Source organism: Pseudanabaena sp. BC1403, from assembly GCF_002914585.1.
Classification (GTDB): domain Bacteria; phylum Cyanobacteriota; class Cyanobacteriia; order Pseudanabaenales; family Pseudanabaenaceae; genus Pseudanabaena.
Window position 1 is genome coordinate 156,364 of record NZ_PDDM01000005.1, and the last position, 15,089, is coordinate 171,452.

Annotated in this window: 14 protein-coding genes; 10 read left to right on the forward strand and 4 right to left on the reverse strand. The window is 40.2% G+C overall.

Annotation, left to right across the window (positions count from 1 at the left end; translation table 11 throughout):
• Positions 1 to 117: 117 nt before the first annotated feature.
• The 6 genes from CQ839_RS06960 (at position 118) to hemH (ending at position 9,344) form a co-directional block, all read left to right on the forward strand.
• Positions 118 to 969 (forward strand): hypothetical protein, encoded by an 852-nt coding sequence (locus tag CQ839_RS06960; protein ID WP_258040649.1) that lies wholly within the window; start codon positions 118 to 120, stop codon positions 967 to 969.
• Positions 970 to 1,165: 196 nt separating this feature from the next.
• Complete coding sequence (locus tag CQ839_RS06965) at positions 1,166 to 3,964, forward strand: BON domain-containing protein (protein WP_103667552.1); 2,799 nt, start codon at positions 1,166 to 1,168, stop codon at positions 3,962 to 3,964.
• Positions 3,965 to 4,519 (forward strand): Rab family GTPase, encoded by a 555-nt coding sequence (locus tag CQ839_RS06970; protein WP_103667553.1) that lies wholly within the window; start codon positions 3,965 to 3,967, stop codon positions 4,517 to 4,519.
• Between the two features lie 96 nt (positions 4,520 to 4,615).
• Positions 4,616 to 7,093, forward strand: coding sequence for a response regulator (locus CQ839_RS06975; protein ID WP_181016130.1), 2,478 nt, complete (start codon positions 4,616 to 4,618; stop codon positions 7,091 to 7,093).
• A 12-nt stretch (positions 7,094 to 7,105) separates the two neighbouring features.
• Complete coding sequence (locus CQ839_RS06980; RefSeq protein WP_103667555.1) at positions 7,106 to 7,873, forward strand: cobalt-precorrin-6A reductase; 768 nt, start codon at positions 7,106 to 7,108, stop codon at positions 7,871 to 7,873.
• Positions 7,874 to 8,192: 319 nt separating this feature from the next.
• The gene (hemH, locus tag CQ839_RS06985; RefSeq protein WP_103667556.1) at positions 8,193 to 9,344 is read left to right on the forward strand and encodes a ferrochelatase; all 1,152 of its coding nucleotides are present in this window, start codon (positions 8,193 to 8,195) and stop codon (positions 9,342 to 9,344) included.
• Between the two features lie 60 nt (positions 9,345 to 9,404).
• Here hemH and CQ839_RS06990 read toward each other — a convergent pair whose 3' ends face one another.
• Positions 9,405 to 10,142: a heme oxygenase (biliverdin-producing) gene (locus tag CQ839_RS06990; RefSeq protein WP_103667557.1), complete on the reverse strand. Its 738-nt coding sequence runs from the start codon at positions 10,140 to 10,142 to the stop codon at positions 9,405 to 9,407.
• 387 nt (positions 10,143 to 10,529) lie between these two features.
• On the opposite strand from CQ839_RS06990, the gene ndhC reads away from it, so the two are divergent.
• From ndhC to CQ839_RS07005, 3 genes are read left to right on the forward strand one after another with little or no spacing between them, the layout of a single operon-like run.
• A complete protein-coding gene (ndhC, locus tag CQ839_RS06995) occupies positions 10,530 to 10,892 on the forward strand; it encodes an NADH-quinone oxidoreductase subunit A (protein WP_103667558.1) in 363 nt (120 codons plus the stop codon).
• The gene (locus tag CQ839_RS07000) at positions 10,889 to 11,629 is read left to right on the forward strand and encodes an NADH dehydrogenase subunit K (protein ID WP_219817735.1); all 741 of its coding nucleotides are present in this window, start codon (positions 10,889 to 10,891) and stop codon (positions 11,627 to 11,629) included. Before ndhC ends, CQ839_RS07000 begins: the two co-directional genes overlap by 4 nt.
• A complete protein-coding gene (locus tag CQ839_RS07005; protein WP_103667560.1) occupies positions 11,619 to 12,155 on the forward strand; it encodes an NAD(P)H-quinone oxidoreductase subunit J in 537 nt (178 codons plus the stop codon). Before CQ839_RS07000 ends, CQ839_RS07005 begins: the two co-directional genes overlap by 11 nt.
• 200 nt (positions 12,156 to 12,355) lie before the next feature.
• Here the strand turns inward: CQ839_RS07005 and CQ839_RS07010 are convergent, their stop codons facing one another.
• From CQ839_RS07010 to pgl, 3 genes are all read right to left on the reverse strand, one after another.
• On the reverse strand, positions 12,356 to 13,402 hold the full coding sequence (locus CQ839_RS07010; RefSeq protein WP_103667561.1) for a late competence development ComFB family protein: 1,047 nt from the start codon (positions 13,400 to 13,402) through the stop codon (positions 12,356 to 12,358).
• A gap of 135 nt (positions 13,403 to 13,537) precedes the next feature.
• Entirely contained in the window at positions 13,538 to 13,789 is a 252-nt protein-coding gene (locus CQ839_RS07015; protein WP_103667562.1) for a DUF3493 domain-containing protein, read from the reverse strand.
• 81 nt (positions 13,790 to 13,870) lie between these two features.
• Positions 13,871 to 14,581 (reverse strand): 6-phosphogluconolactonase, encoded by a 711-nt coding sequence (gene pgl, locus CQ839_RS07020; protein ID WP_103667563.1) that lies wholly within the window; start codon positions 14,579 to 14,581, stop codon positions 13,871 to 13,873.
• Positions 14,582 to 14,861: 280 nt separating this feature from the next.
• Here pgl and CQ839_RS07025 point away from each other — a divergent pair, with 280 nt between their 5' ends.
• Positions 14,862 to 15,071 carry a hypothetical protein gene (locus tag CQ839_RS07025; protein WP_103667564.1) on the forward strand — a complete coding sequence of 70 codons (210 nt, stop codon included), beginning with the start codon at positions 14,862 to 14,864 and terminating at the stop codon, positions 15,069 to 15,071.
• Positions 15,072 to 15,089: the final 18 nt, after the last annotated feature.

The following is a 15,089-nucleotide window of genomic DNA, read 5'->3' on the forward strand; positions in this document are numbered from 1 at the left end:
TATATTACCCAAATTAACGCCGAAAATGTAGAGGGGAAAGCAAAGCACTCTTTATATATCAAACTCAATTTTGAGAGTTTCAGCACCGTAGTCGCTGGAACTCTCAAAATTGGGCTCATGATTAGAATTGCTGGCACTCTTCTCAAAACACAGCAAAAATGGCAAGACTTTGCTATGGTTATGTGTATTGGTTATAGCCAAAGACCTGATGCGCATTCACGTCCTTGGGGCGAAAACTTTATATCTGTTCAAATCATTCCTAGAGGTAACCTAATGGGTGAAATCACCAGAGATGAGATCCGCGAACGTTTAGGCAATATTGATCAAATTCGCGATATCATTTTCGGCGCACATTTGCGCGAATACACAAGTCGGTTAGATAAGGCTGAGTCGGATATTGCAGCTATGCAGCAAGATGTCCGTGATCGCCTTAGCGACTTAAAATCAGTTTTAGCAAGTGAGTTACGGGCTGCGGTTGAGTCCATTGATAAGCGACTAAAATCGATTAGTGCATCAACTCAAGAAGAAGCCGCCGACCTGCGTCAACAATTTGATCGCATCAACCGCAAGTTTACCAATAGTATTGAAACCCTCGACGAAACTGTTGAAGCTCAACGTGTGGCTTTACGGGATGAACTCGCACAAACTAGAGATAATTTACAAAATGATAATCGTGAACTACGAACACTAGTTTTAGAGGAACTAGATCGCCATTTTTCAATTCTTCGGGAAGACAAGCTTTCTAAAGATGACATGGCGGAGTTGCTATTTGAACTAGGCATGAGACTCAAAGGTTCTGAGTTTGTACCTGAACTGCGCGAGGCAGCTGAAGAAAAGGTCGAAGAGAAGTACGAGCGAGTCAGTATACTTGATTCGGAGCCAAAATCTGAGCGATCGACTGCATCTAGCCCTGACACTGTAAGTACTTCTGCTAGAACCACATCACGATCTACTAAAGCTAAGGCATAGATTCAAAATTACATCACTTTAAGCTGCAACCTAAACCAATAAGTGCTTGTGCAAAAATTACCCCAACCCGTAAAGTTGCGCCCCGCAGGGGCGCAACTTTACGGGTTGGGTAATTTTTTATTGTAAAGCAAGAGGCTTAAGTCTCTTGTTCCTTCATATTTGCTATAGTACAAAATATTTCATTACGCCAAATATTATGTCGGAGCGAAAGGGCGATTCTCAAAATAATTCTCTCAGCGACGTTGAGAAGTTTTTGCTCCTGCTCTCTGATTTAAATATTATTGATTCTGAAAAGCCTAAAACCATCCAGAAACAGCAAAGGATAGATAATTCAAGTCTGTTAAATATTAAAAATAAAGACAATAAAGACAATAGTCATGGAGGGATTCAGCCCAGATCTAAATTATTGGAAATCGAACAGAAACTATCGGTTAAACCAAGAAAAAAAACTTCAGACGAAGAAGTTTTAGATATAGCGCGATCGCCTTCAGTCTATCCTTTCCCTAGTCTGTTAGATGAGCTGCCATTTTTAAGAGATATTCAGCCAGCTAATCTAAATGGGCTTGATCAGAATCACGATCAAAATCGATACCATGAAAATTTAAATCGAGCTAATCATAGTGACGATGCAATCTTAGAAAAAATCGAATCTTCAAAAACAGGAGAAATAGAGACGGTAAATCTCATCCAAGAGCTTCTGTTGGGTAGTGAAAAGAACCCAATAGCATCGCCACAGATTCCTCAATCAGCATCACTTCCAACTCCTCGGAAAACACCTCAAGCTATTACTCAATCACCTTCTCAAGCAATTTCTCAGATCCCATCTCCATCTTCTACTCCTTCTATATCCCAATCCCTTTCACCAATCACCAATTTAGAAGAATTGACAGAGGATGATGACAAAGCAATTCATATGTTACAGGATATTCTGGTTGTTCCTGAGCTAGAAGATTTGCGAAACTTTAAAATTGCGGTTGAGCAAAAGCTGGGAATTGTCGAAAGTCAGGTTAATAATCCTGCAATCATGAATAAAATTGAAGGATTGGAAAGTTTGCTGCAAAATGCTTCTCGCCGACTTTCAGCAATGGATGATGAACAGAGCAATATCCCCATGGAGATTGACAAGGTTAGCGATCGCGTTGCTCAGTTAGAAAATCAAATTAATGAACCAGCAGAATTAGTTCAGCTTTTGTTGCCAATTATTGCTGAGTTGCTCAGCATCAAAGCAGATCAGGCTAGAGAAGAGATGTGTCAGGCGATTACGCCAATTATAGCCGAGGTGATTTTTGAGCGATCGCAACTAGATCGAGTGTCAATGAGCCATGCGATCGCTGATCTTTTACCGAATGCGATTAGTGAACAAATTCGTAATAACCCTGAGCAAATTGCTAAAGCACTTGGACCAGAAGTTGGCGCAGCAATTCGCGAGCAAATTCGACTTGATCGCGATGAAATCGTTGATGCGCTTGCGCCAGAAATGGGAGCAGCAATTAAGCAACAGATCGTGCTCGAACGTGATGCCATGGTTGACGCGCTCTATCCTGTAATTGGGAATACGATCGCTAAATATTTCGCTGAAGCTATCCGCTCCATCAACCAAAAAGTCGAACAAACATTTAGTGTAGAAGGCGTACAGCGAAAGTTTCGCGCCAAAATGCAAGGTGTTTCTGAAGCCGAGTTAATCCTCAAAGAATCGGTTCCCTTTGAAATTCAATCCATATTTCTGATCCATAATCTTTCGGGATTAGTAATGATCGACATCCAAAAAAGTGACCTTGATTCTTTGAGCGATCCTATCGACTCAGATATGCTAGCAGGGATGTTGACGGCAATTCGGAGCTTTGCTAATGAATGTATGTCCAGATCGGAAAGTACAACGGAACTTGATGCAATTAACTATAGTGGTTCCAAAATATTGCTGGAAGTTGCAGGATATTGCTATCTCGCAGTGATTATTAAGGGAGAACCTGACGCGGCTTTGGTAAACAAAATTCGCGATGTATTTGGTCGGATTGTGCAAGTTTATGGCGAGGGCTTCAAAGAATTTGATGGCGATCCCAGTACGGTTCCAATGGAGGCTGAAATTGAACTTAAGAATTTAATGGGATTTGAGCAGGCTAAAGCTTCTAAACAATCACCCAAAGCCTTGCTTTTTATGAGTTTAGCTATACTTGCACTGGTTTTTGTGCCCATAGGGATTTTTCAATATCAATCTAATCGCTATCGCCAACTTGAAGCTAAGGTTTTAGAAGCCTTCGCCAGTACGCCCGAACTTGCCGTTTATCGACTTAATGTTAATGCCGATGGCGATCGCATCAAATTAACAGGTAAATTACCAAATCAATCTTTACGCGATCGTGCCCACCAAGTAGCGATCGCATCTACAAAATCAGAAATAGCCAACAGTAAAATCAACAATAATATTTATACCGTCAATATACCTCCTGATCCCGAACTCGTAGCGCTCGAAGTCCAGCGCCTTACTAAAGCCCTAAACTATACTCAGGGTGTCAACATCCAGAGCCAATTTAAAGATGGACAAGTAACAATTACAGGACAGATTGAACAGCCTAGAATGATCCCAAAAATCACACAGGCATTCACTAAAATCGCGGGTATTACTATGGTTAGTAATGCTGCCACGATATTGACCCCAAAGTTATCAACGCGAATCTACTTTCCTCTGTGGGTGACAACCCTAGAACCAACCGACACCGAAAAGCTAATAGAAGTTCAGGCTTTTCTAGACCTTTATCCAGATTATAATATTAAGGTTCTTGTCAAAAATGATAATATTGGCGATCCCGCCATCAATTATCAACTTGGAATAAAACGCGCCCAAACAGTTCGAGCTGCACTATTACAAAGAGGTGTAAATGCTAAACGTATCCATATTTCTGGGATAATAGATATATCTATACAGCAGCCCTCTGACCAAATGTTAAGGTGGGTAGAGTTTCAACCGATTTTAAAGCCAATGTCCGTATCTAATTAAATGCATTCTCCTGCCAAAGTAATTTCTCAGAAAATATGTCTTATCGGTGATTTTGGTGTTGGCAAAACCAGCCTAATCCGCCAGTTTGTTGATCGTCAATTTAGTGATAAATACTTGTCAACAGTTGGCGTAAAGATCTCTCGCAAATTAGTGTCTATTAACAGCTTGTCAGATGATACTCCAGTAGAATTAAAACAATTACAATTAATTGTCTGGGATATTGAAGGGAGTACAAGATTTAAGGCGATCGCTCCTAGCTATTTGCAGGGTGCCAAGGGAGCGTTAATTGTTGGAGATGTGACAAGGCAATCCAGTATGCAAAGCCTCAAAGATCATGTGCAACTTTTTCAATCTATTAATCCTACATCTAGTTCAATTGTTGTCTTAAATAAAGTTGATTTAATAGAAAGTAATGCAAGAGAAACCCTATTGAAATCTATCCCACCTGAATTTATGAACCTTAACATATCTATACATACCACATCAGCTAAAACAGGTGAAGGGGTTGATGAGACATTCCAAAAACTAGCACGGCAAATGCTAATGATAGAATGAGTTCATCATTACAAGCTTCCAAACATTAGCAAAACTATAAGCGAAAATATTCTAAGTAAACAACAACTCAGTATCCTTATTATGCGAGGATCTGCCATGAAATATTCACAACTCCTCAAAAAACTTTTTGCTGCTTCAGAGCGATCATTCATTATGGTTGATCGCCAGTTTATAATCACTGATAGGTCGTTCGGAGCCGAAAGATTTTCTGAATATCCTTATGATTCCTTGTTAAATAGAGATGTTCGTCATGCATTTCCAGAAATAATTGGATTAGAAGAAGCTTTTAATAATATTTGGCTCAACCAACTCACCAGTTTTGAAATTAAAGGAGTATCCCGTTCTGCGAGTCATCAACAACCTCTCTATTTTAATTTCTATATAATTGGCACAGATGAACTAGAGGAGAAAGACCAAAATATCATGATCTGTATTGAAGATGTGACAGATATGATGATTATGTCTCAGGAGTTAATGCAAAGAGCGAATGAGTCTGAGCTACTAGCTAATGCCTTAATAAAGTCAAATGAGTATATTGACAAAATTATTTCTGCAGTGGGAGATGCGTTGATTGTCACTGATGATCAAGGCATAATTAAAACTGTAAATCCTGCGACAATTAATTTGTTTGGTTATACCCAAGAAGAGCTAGTTGATAGGTCGATCACTTCACTATTTAAATATCCAAACCAACTAGATTTAATTTATCAAAATTATCTTGAAGCTCAATCAGATAATCAACAATCTTTAGATAGTGATTACTATTTTACAAACATTGAAATATCATGCCTATCAAAAAAGAAAGAAGAAATTTTGATAGAATTTTCTTGCTCAAACATACAGAATCAACAAATCGAATATAGTATTGAACCAAATAACTGCTTTGTTTATGTTGGTCGTGATATTACAGGGCTAAAGCGTAAAGAGCAAGAGTTGTTAACTGCTAGGCAATTTGCCGAGCAATCAGCCAAAGCTAAAAGCATTTTCTTGGCTAATATGAGTCATGAAATTCGTACTCCCATGAGTGGCGTTTTGGGGATGACTGACCTGTTACTTGGGACATCTCTAGACGACAATCAGAAGGATTTTGTGGAAAATATTCGACTAAGTGGAAATTTATTACTTAGTTTAATTAATCGTATTTTGGATTTATCAAAATTAGAAGAAGGGGAGTTGAGATTAGAAAGTTTACCTTTTAATTTAGAACAATCTATAGAAGAAATTCTTGAGCTTTTTGCACTACAAGCACATAAGCAGGGATTGGAACTAAATGCTTGTTTTGAAGAAGGTTTACCTAATTTTCTAATGGCAGACGCAGTTCGATTTCGGCAAATTATGGTGAATTTAATTGGCAATGCTATTAAGTTTACAACCGAAGGTGAGATCATTGTGCGAGTTGAACGCGATCGCGACTTTGAACTGACCTTGGCAATACAACCTCAAATCTATTTACGTTTTTCCATTATAGATACAGGTATTGGTATAGATCTCGCCAATCAGGACAAACTTTTTAAGCCTTTTTCGCAAGTTGATACATCTACAAATCGTCATTTTGGGGGGACTGGATTAGGATTAGCGATCAGTCGCCAGTTAGTGGAGTTAATGCAAGGCGAGATAGGAGTATCTAGTCCTGTCTCAAATGGAAAAGGTACTTGTTTTTGGTTCAGAATTCCTTTTTCTCTCCAGCCAAACCAATCTCTTGAATCTTTGAGTTATGCTTCACAAGCTTTAAGTAATCGAAATGTTTTAGTAATTGATGCAAATCAACATTCTCGTTATGCAATTCGTTATTACCTCACTAAACTAGGTGCTGAAACTTATGAAGCATCTAATATGCTTGAAGCGATCGCTTATTTAGAATCAGACAAGCTAGTTGATGTAGCATTAATCGATTGGAGTTTAACTGGTTTTAATGGCTCTGAATTTGCTAAACAAATTCATGGGAGAGAGAAATTGGCAGACTTACCCCTTATTGCGATGTTGACCGCAAGTCGCCAAGGTGAAATCAAAACATTAATTAATCAGGGCTTTAGTGGATATGTGACAAAACCTTTTAAAGAGCAACGACTATTAAAAGCAGTTGGTTTATCTTTGGGAATTGATCTCCCTACTTTTGCGAGCGATTCTCTTCCTTCTAGCGCAGCGGTTCCCAATCTTCGTCGTAATCCCAAAGATAATAGTGGCTTGAACAAGTTAAAAAACTCAAAAGTTCTATTGGCAGAAGATAATATTGTCAATCAGAAAGTTATAATGGCATACTTATCACAACTAGGTTGTCAATCAGACTTAGCGGAGAATGGGGAACAGGTATTACAGTTAATTAAGACTAAAGATTACGACATTGTTTTGATGGATTGTCAGATGCCATTAATGGATGGATATGAGACTACTGAGACCATCCGCCAACTCGAAGCTACTGCTGAACTATCTAACCATGTCGTGATCATCGCGATGACCGCTAATGCTTTTACAGAAGATCGCGATCGCTGTTTAGCAGTCGGAATGGATGATTTTCTGAGTAAACCGATCCGCAGGCAACAACTTAAGGAGACTCTTGAAAATTGGATTAGGTAAGCATCGGCTATCATGAAAAAAGTTCTCATTTTAGGTGGCACTGGTGATGCTGTTAAACTTGCTGCGAAACTGGCAACTATTCCCGAAATAGCAATAATTAGTTCTCTTGCGGGACGCACCAAAACGCCCTCAGCCCTAGTTGGGGAAGTTCGTATCGGCGGATTTGGAGGAACGGATGGATTAGCTAACTTCTTGAAAGAAAATGCTATAGATTTCCTGATCGATGCAACGCATCCCTGTGCGGGGCAAATCACCATGAATGGCGCGATCGCAGTTAAAGCTGCTAACATTCCCCATCTCATGCTCGTTCGTCCACAATGGGAGAAAGTATCTGGCGATAATTGGATTGAAGTGGAAAGTGTGGCAGCGGCAGCCCAAGCTATTCCTGCATCTATAAATCGAGTATTTATTACATCAGGAAGACAACAACTAGAGCCATTTTTACAGCGATCGCAATTTCATCCAGAAACTTGGTATTTAATGCGCTCCATCGATCCTCCTGACATTGAATTACCCAATAGTGAAGTACTACTTGATCGAGGGCCATTTAGTTTAGAACAAGAACGCCATTTATTGCGAAAATATCAGATTCAAGCGATTGTCAGTAAAAATAGTGGTGGTGATGCGACCTATGCCAAAATTATCGCCGCGAGAGAATTAGGAATTCCGATTATTATGGTACAGCGTCCTGTAATGCCCGAAGGCGAAAAGGCAACAAGTATTGAAGCAACAATCTCATGGTTGAATCTAAAAACCTCAAAATTAGGTGGTGCTAAATAGTTGAGGATGGGCGGCGCTTCGCGCCGCCCATCCTCACGATATAAATCCTTTCCTTTTTAGGACTAGCCAAAATTAGTCTCATAAATGAGAATTATTAGCTTTTCCCAAAATCAATGCTTACAGCATTTTTCAATCAAAACCGAATCAATAAACCTTTGAAAGCATTGCATTGAAACACTTTCAAAAATTTATTGTGGTTCGTCAGCTCGGAAATTGCTGTAATATCTGGATAAAATGGTATAACGTTCCTGACGCTAGCTATAATTAGTGAAACTTGATCTTAATGATAAATAAATTTTAAAGGGATATAACGATTGATATGGGGCGATTAGGCGTTTTACTTCTGAACCTCGGTGGACCCGACAAACTAGAGGATGTCCGCCCATTTTTGTATAACTTATTTTCTGATCCAGAAATTATTCGTTTGCCTTCGCCTTTACTACAAGCACCTTTGGCTTGGCTAATCTCGACCCTGCGCTTTAAAAAATCTCAGGAAAACTACAAAAAAATTGGCGGTGGTTCTCCGCTACGGCGCATTACTGAAGCTCAAGGACAAGCATTGCGATCGCAGCTTCAGCAAAATGGTCACGATGTTAATGTCTATATCGGAATGCGTTACTGGAATCCTTTCACGGAGGAAGCGATCGCCCAAATCAAACGGGACAAAATCGAAGAATTAGTCATTTTGCCTCTGTATCCTCAATTTTCAATTAGTACCACAGGTTCTAGCTTTAGATTACTAAATCGCATTTGGCAACGAGATCCAGAATTACAAAAAATTAAATATACAGTTGTGCCTTCTTGGTACGACAATTCAGGCTATCTGCAAGCAATGTCAAATCTGATAGCAACCAAGCTTGATCAAGTTAAAAATCCTAGTGAAGCTTATATATTCTTTAGTGCCCACGGTGTACCTGTCAGCTACATCAAAGAAGCAGGCGATCCTTATCAAAAAGAGATTGAAACTTGCGCGGCTCTGATCATGCAAAAACTTAATCGCTCTAATCCCTACAAGCTTGCCTACCAAAGTCGTGTTGGCCCTGTCGAATGGTTACAACCATATACTGACGTAGCGATCGTTGAGCTTGCTGAGCAGGGTGTAAAAGAATTGGTAGTAGTGCCCATTAGCTTTGTCTCCGAGCATATCGAAACCCTCGAAGAAATCGATATGGAATACCGCGAAATTGCCGAACATGCTGGTATTGAAACCTTTGCGAGAGTTCCTGCTCCTGATACTGACCCCATTTTTATTCAAGCCTTAGCCGATGTTGTGACAAAAGCTTTAAGCGATCGCCCTATTACCTTTTCGGAAACTATTCAGCCTCAAAAAAATACTAAACTCTATCCTCAAGAGCGTTGGGAATGGGGAATGACCCAATCCGCAGAAGTATGGAATGGACGCTTAGCAATGATAGGTTTTCTGATTTTGCTACTAGAGCTATGGCTAGGACGAGGAATGTTGGCGCAATAGCAAACCCAAAAAGAAAAGCGCCCGCGTAGCGGGCGCTTTTCTTTTTGGGTTTGCTAAAAGCTAACTAGCCGCTTTAGATTCACGACGAGCCGAACTGTTTTCTTTGGGCTCACCCTTGATCTTTGTGAGTAGTGAGTTCCAACCGAACTTGGTTAAAGCAACAAACCAGTTACCTTCTAGTTCACGAAACATTGCCATGTTCATATGGAACGAAGCATTAGCTTCATCAACAATGCGTTCAGCCGTTTCTGAATCTACAGGCAAGGTGTCAAGAGCTTCACGGTAGCGCTTTTTGAATTCACCATGATTACGAATATCATCAAATTCATAGAATGCAGTGCCCTTGTCGTCCTGTAAACCCATTGCCTCTTTAGCAATTTTCTTCAGGATTTGACCACCAGAAAGATCACCCATATAGCGAGTGTAAGCATGAGCAACTAGCAATACAGGGTCATTAGCTGAAATCTCGCGGATACGTGCAAGATATTTTTCACAGGCAGGAGTAGGCTTAAACTCTTCGCGCCAATTGGAGCCAAAGTAGAACAGCATATCCAGTTCCAGACTCTTTTCGCGCCATAGTTCGCGATAATAAAGTTTACTGAGAACTGGATCATTTTTGTGGACTTCAAACTCAGCTTCGATCGCTTTGTAAACAAAGTAAAGGTTTCCAACAAGTCTACTGTAGGAGGTCTTGTCAACCACGCCTTTTAAAAAGCATTTGATAAAATCGGTACTCTCTGCTGCTGAATGAGATTTTTGTGTACCTACACGCAAAAGCGTTGCTAAACCCTGACTCATAGGTTCTCCTAAAGTTTTTTAATTATTTTTTTAATTAGCGACAACGTGATTGCTCATGATAGACAGTGCTTTTCACCGCCTAACATAAATTTAAAATTAGTAGTAAAAACAGCAATAAAAACGATTAAAGAAATATATGCTGAGACAAATTAATGCAGATAATTGCATGTGAACCAAAAAACTGCGATCGCTGCTAAAGCCTCAAGATCAACAGCATTTGACATAAGTTTCAATTATATAAGCCAAGCCATAGAAAAATTTCTAGTCTGTAACAAATTTTCATCTACCATCCCTCCCATATAATGTATCTAGAATCTCCTAATGTGTAGAAGAGCTAAGGTTCATTACAAATTAGATTTTAGTCAAGCTAGCTTGAAGAGGTAATAAATTTTGGTTTTAAGCGGATACGAATACTTACTGGTATTCATCATCGTTTGTACGCTAGTCCCGCTATCGGGGCTAGGACTTTCTGCTCTGTTAAGCCCAAAACAGTCTGGAGCCGCAGGTCGTACCACCTACGAATCAGGCTGTGAACCTATTGGGGGAGCTTGGATACAGTTTAATATTCGTTATTATATGTTCGCGCTTGCCTTCGTTATTTTTGACGTAGAAACGGTATTTTTATACCCTTGGGCAGTTGCATTTAGTAAACTAGGCTTGCTTGCATTTGTGGAAGCACTTATTTTTATTAGCATTCTGGTATTAGGTCTAGTCTACGCTTGGAGAAAAGGAGCCTTAGAATGGTCATGAAATCCGAAAATGTTGGCTTGGACTTCAGTATCGAAGAACAAACCCAACGCCTCATCAATCCTGCGGCAACGCCACAAGTCACCCAAGACTTATCAAATAATGTCGTTTTGACTACCCTCAACGACCTTTATAACTGGTCGAGAATGTCCAGCCTATGGCCAATGCTTTATGGCACTAGCTGTTGCTTCATTGAGTTTGCGGCAATGATTGGCTCCAGATTTGACTTCGATCGCTTTGGACTATTGCCTCGTTCTAGCCCTCGCCAAGCTGACCTGATCATCACCGCAGGGACAGTCACGATGAAAATGGCTCCTGCTCTAGTGCGTCTCTATGAGCAGATGCAAGAACCGAAATATGTAATTGCCATGGGCGCTTGCACGATTACGGGTGGCATGTTTAGCACTGATTCTTACACGACAGTTCGCGGTGTTGATAAGCTAATCCCTGTGGATGTGTATATCCCAGGTTGCCCTCCTCGCCCTGAAGCGATTATGGATGCAATTATCAAATTGCGGAAAAAGATCGGTACTGAAGGATTTAACGAAAGAGCTAACCTCAACCGTACTCATCGGTATTATGCCGTTAAGCATGAAATGAAGGTAGTAAGTCCAATTCTGACTGGACAATATCTAGAAATGCCTAGTCGAATGGCTCCGCCTAAGGAATTGGTGGAATCTGGCATTCCTTTACCCGCTTTGCAAATGGCTCAGAAGGAGGTAGAAACCGTTGGCAGATAATCAAGAAAATCAAGAAGCAGCCTTAGCTACTACCGAAGTAACTGCGCCAGTTTCGCAATGGTTAACTAGCAATGGCTTTGAACATGAGTTTTTGGGATTGGATAAGCAAGGTGTACCAATTCTAAAAATTGATCGCCAGTTTCTTCTACCTTTCTCAACAGCGTTGTATGCATATGGCTTTAACTACATGATGTGTCAATGTGGTTATGATGCTGGTGCTGGTGACAGTTTGGTGAGTATGTACCACCTAGCTAAGCTGACTGATGATGGAATTGATAAAAGCGATCGCTTTGAAGAAGTCCGCATCAAAGTATTTCTCCCTCGCACTGATCCACGTTGTCCATCGGTTTACTGGATCTGGAAAACTGCCGATTGGCAAGAGCGCGAAACTTTCGATATGTACGGCATCATCTACGAGGGACATCCCAATCTCAAGCGAATTTTGATGCCAGAAGACTGGATCGGCTATCCGATGAGAAAGGATTACGTCACACCAGACTTTTACGAGTTACAAGACGCATACTAAGTAAAAAAGCACCCATTGGGTGCTTTTTTACTTATATAGCTGTCGCCAAGTGTACTAGGACAAATCAAAACCCAAATTAATCAAGGCGGAGCAAAGCTCCGCCTTGATTAATTTGGGTTTTATGTCCTAACGTCAGTTATTAAAAAATCGCACCCACATGGTGCGATTTTTTAATAATAAGCATCCAAAAAAGAGATGATTTACGGAGTGTATGGATAGTTATAATCGCTGCGTTTACGCCATTCCATTTCATTATTGACAACTTTCAGTAGACATTCCTCCACAATAAATGGTGCATTGCGCCAATTGATATCATCGCGTTGCAATATCCAACTCAGTTGCTCCAATGATTCTTCTAGCTCCGCTTCAAAACGAGCTAAAGGCAAGGGGACTTTTTCTAAATTCGGAGCCTCTACGCAAACTGAGATCGCCTCTTTGAGTGCTGCAACTACCTCATTACCATAAACTTCTCGCGCCCTCAGCCTTAAAGATTTGTAGCCTTTTTCTGAAGTTGCATACATGGGAGGAAGCCGATTTAATACATAGGCAGTTGCTTCACCTAGATCTACTGTTTCTGCGATCGCAGGATGTAATTTCTGGATTTGATGATAGGCAAGCGATAGTACTAATTTTTCTAATACATTGCTAAATTGATAATTAACATCCACCATGTAAGTCTGAAAATCTTTAGCTTTTTGCAGATCTCGGCTCGAATTAACTGAGGTTTTAACCTGTCTGCCTTTCCAAGAAATCTCAGGCGGCTTGCGATCAAAAACGGTTTCATCCCTTCCAGCATTTGATTCTCTTCTACCCGTAACCAAGTAGGTGTTACTCACAGCACTTTTTAGCTTAACTGTCATTAAGGCATTCTCTAGAGCCGTGGGAATATCCTTCCAAGATGCATTTTCAGCACCTAAAATTTGTTGGAGTGCGGCAAGAGAACGTGCATGACTGGCGACCTCTTGCGATGGTAGAGGTCTTGAGTCTCTTAACGCATCAGGCTTAACACTGACTAACGCTCGACGGACTGCGGATTCAATTTGCGATCTCATTTCAGTTGCAGCTTTTTTGCGTTGTCTCAACCAACCTAGTTTTGATGTGGCATACATCGGCGGTAGGCGATTTAGCGCATAGGCTGCGACTTCGCTTAAGTTAATCTGATCGCGGCGGTATTGAGGTAAATGAGAAATTTGTAAGTCAATTTCTGCGATTACCAATTCCTCTATTGCATTTTTGCAACTTTGCATATCAAGCCGTCCCAAACCTAATATGAAATTGAAGTGTTTCTAAGGTTAAAAAAATATCATTTTAGACTAAATTGCAAGTTTTTTGGAATTGCAAAGAAGTCAAAATTAAAATCATTTAGACATTATAGCAATGGACTACTTTGATTTTTTGCTGCGATCAATTCGGTATAGCCATAGCATCAAAGCTAAAACCCCAATCTGCAAGGCAAAGTTTCCTAAATTTGGCTCTAAATCTCCATTCCCAGCAATTAATCTTGCAAAAAAAATAACCGCGCCAATAAATCCTGATCCAGCAAAAGCAATATATATAAATATGCGGAGACCACGATAGGGTGATTTAGCTTCACGTCTAAGACGTTCGTACTGCTCAGGATTTAGTTTAGCCACGATTTGTTTTATTTCTATTTAATGAAGATTCGCTTAATTAAAATCGAAATAATTAAGGGTGGAACAAATTGCCATTCTTAATTATTTTGATTTCATCGCCGTGCGATCGCATAGCCAGATCGTATTTCCTGTGATCAATCGTGATGGATATTGATTAATATCGCCTTTGGGAGCTAACACCGCAGTTAAAGCTTTCGCTTTAGCAGCACCTTCGATCATGAAAATAATCTCTTTGGACTGATTAATCAAAGGTACAGTCATCGTGATCCGAGGTTGTCCATCTTTTTCGCCGACGGTTACAAGACGATCAATAACTTTGAGCGCCTTAGTATGAGGAAATAACGAAGCCGTATGCCCATCATCACCCATTCCTAGCAACATCAAATCAAATTGAGGAATTTCTCCTGCACTCACACCAAAAAACTCTTGAATATGCTGCTCGTATTTTGCTGCCGCGATCGCAGGATCATCAGCATCAGTGGGGACTGCATGAATATTTGATGCAGGAATTGCTACGTGATTAAGCCATGCGGCACGAGTCATACCTTCATTACTTTGAGGATCGCTAACAGGTACATAGCGCTCATCTCCCCAAAAAACATGTACTTTTGACCAGTCCCATTCTTTATTTGCTAAGAGTTCATACAAGACGCGAGGTGTGCTGCCACCTGCGGCGACAATAGTAAATCTTTGATTCTTAGCGATCGCTTCATCATAGGCAAGCTGACACAATAACAGCGCTCTTGAGGCGATTTCAGCGCGATCGTTCCAAATTTCTACCTGTCTAGCCATAAAAAATACCTCTGTTGCGAATAGGGAATGAACTAATGTTGCGTTTTGTATGTTTTTTGATAAATATCGATTTGAGTAATATCAATCAATTGCAGCAATTATGAAACAGATTTTGAGGATTTCAGCACCTTAGGTGCTGAAATCCTCAAAATCTGTTTTGATGAATCAATCTTGCGAGAGGTGTCTTTTATTTCATTTTGTGTGATTTTTAACAATACTAACGAGCAAATGTACTAACCTATAAAATGTTAGAACAATATTAAGGTTAAGGTAAATCGTCATGACACCTGCTATCATACGCCTCTTCTGGGACTCAGTCAGTCAAGCCCAGCCAAATCTACTCCTAAATCTTGATGACGACGGTCTCATGAGTTGGTTAGTTGATCAAGTCCAGCAGCGCTCTTCACTCGACTCCCACCAACAAAATGATCTCAGCAACTACATTAGTAATCGCTTGCCTTTAATTCGAGAAATGGCATATCAGAACTAGGCTGCTCGAAGGCTGAAA

Excerpts from the sequence above, each read along its gene's own strand:
- CQ839_RS06960 (WP_258040649.1), top strand. The coding sequence starts at position 118 with ATGATTAGAATTGCTGGCACTCTTCTCAAAACACAGCAAAAATGGCAA.
- CQ839_RS06965 (WP_103667552.1), top strand. The coding sequence starts at position 1,166 with ATGTCGGAGCGAAAGGGCGATTCTCAAAATAATTCTCTCAGCGACGTT.
- CQ839_RS06970 (WP_103667553.1), top strand. The coding sequence starts at position 3,965 with ATGCATTCTCCTGCCAAAGTAATTTCTCAGAAAATATGTCTTATCGGT.
- CQ839_RS06975 (WP_181016130.1), top strand. The coding sequence starts at position 4,616 with ATGAAATATTCACAACTCCTCAAAAAACTTTTTGCTGCTTCAGAGCGA.
- CQ839_RS06980 (WP_103667555.1), top strand. The coding sequence starts at position 7,106 with ATGAAAAAAGTTCTCATTTTAGGTGGCACTGGTGATGCTGTTAAACTT.
- hemH (WP_103667556.1), top strand. The coding sequence starts at position 8,193 with ATGGGGCGATTAGGCGTTTTACTTCTGAACCTCGGTGGACCCGACAAA.
- CQ839_RS06990 (WP_103667557.1), bottom strand. The coding sequence starts at position 10,142 with ATGAGTCAGGGTTTAGCAACGCTTTTGCGTGTAGGTACACAAAAATCT.
- CQ839_RS07000 (WP_219817735.1), top strand. The coding sequence starts at position 10,889 with ATGAAATCCGAAAATGTTGGCTTGGACTTCAGTATCGAAGAACAAACC.
- CQ839_RS07010 (WP_103667561.1), bottom strand. The coding sequence starts at position 13,402 with ATGCAAAGTTGCAAAAATGCAATAGAGGAATTGGTAATCGCAGAAATT.
- pgl (WP_103667563.1), bottom strand. The coding sequence starts at position 14,581 with ATGGCTAGACAGGTAGAAATTTGGAACGATCGCGCTGAAATCGCCTCA.
- CQ839_RS07025 (WP_103667564.1), top strand. The coding sequence starts at position 14,862 with ATGACACCTGCTATCATACGCCTCTTCTGGGACTCAGTCAGTCAAGCC.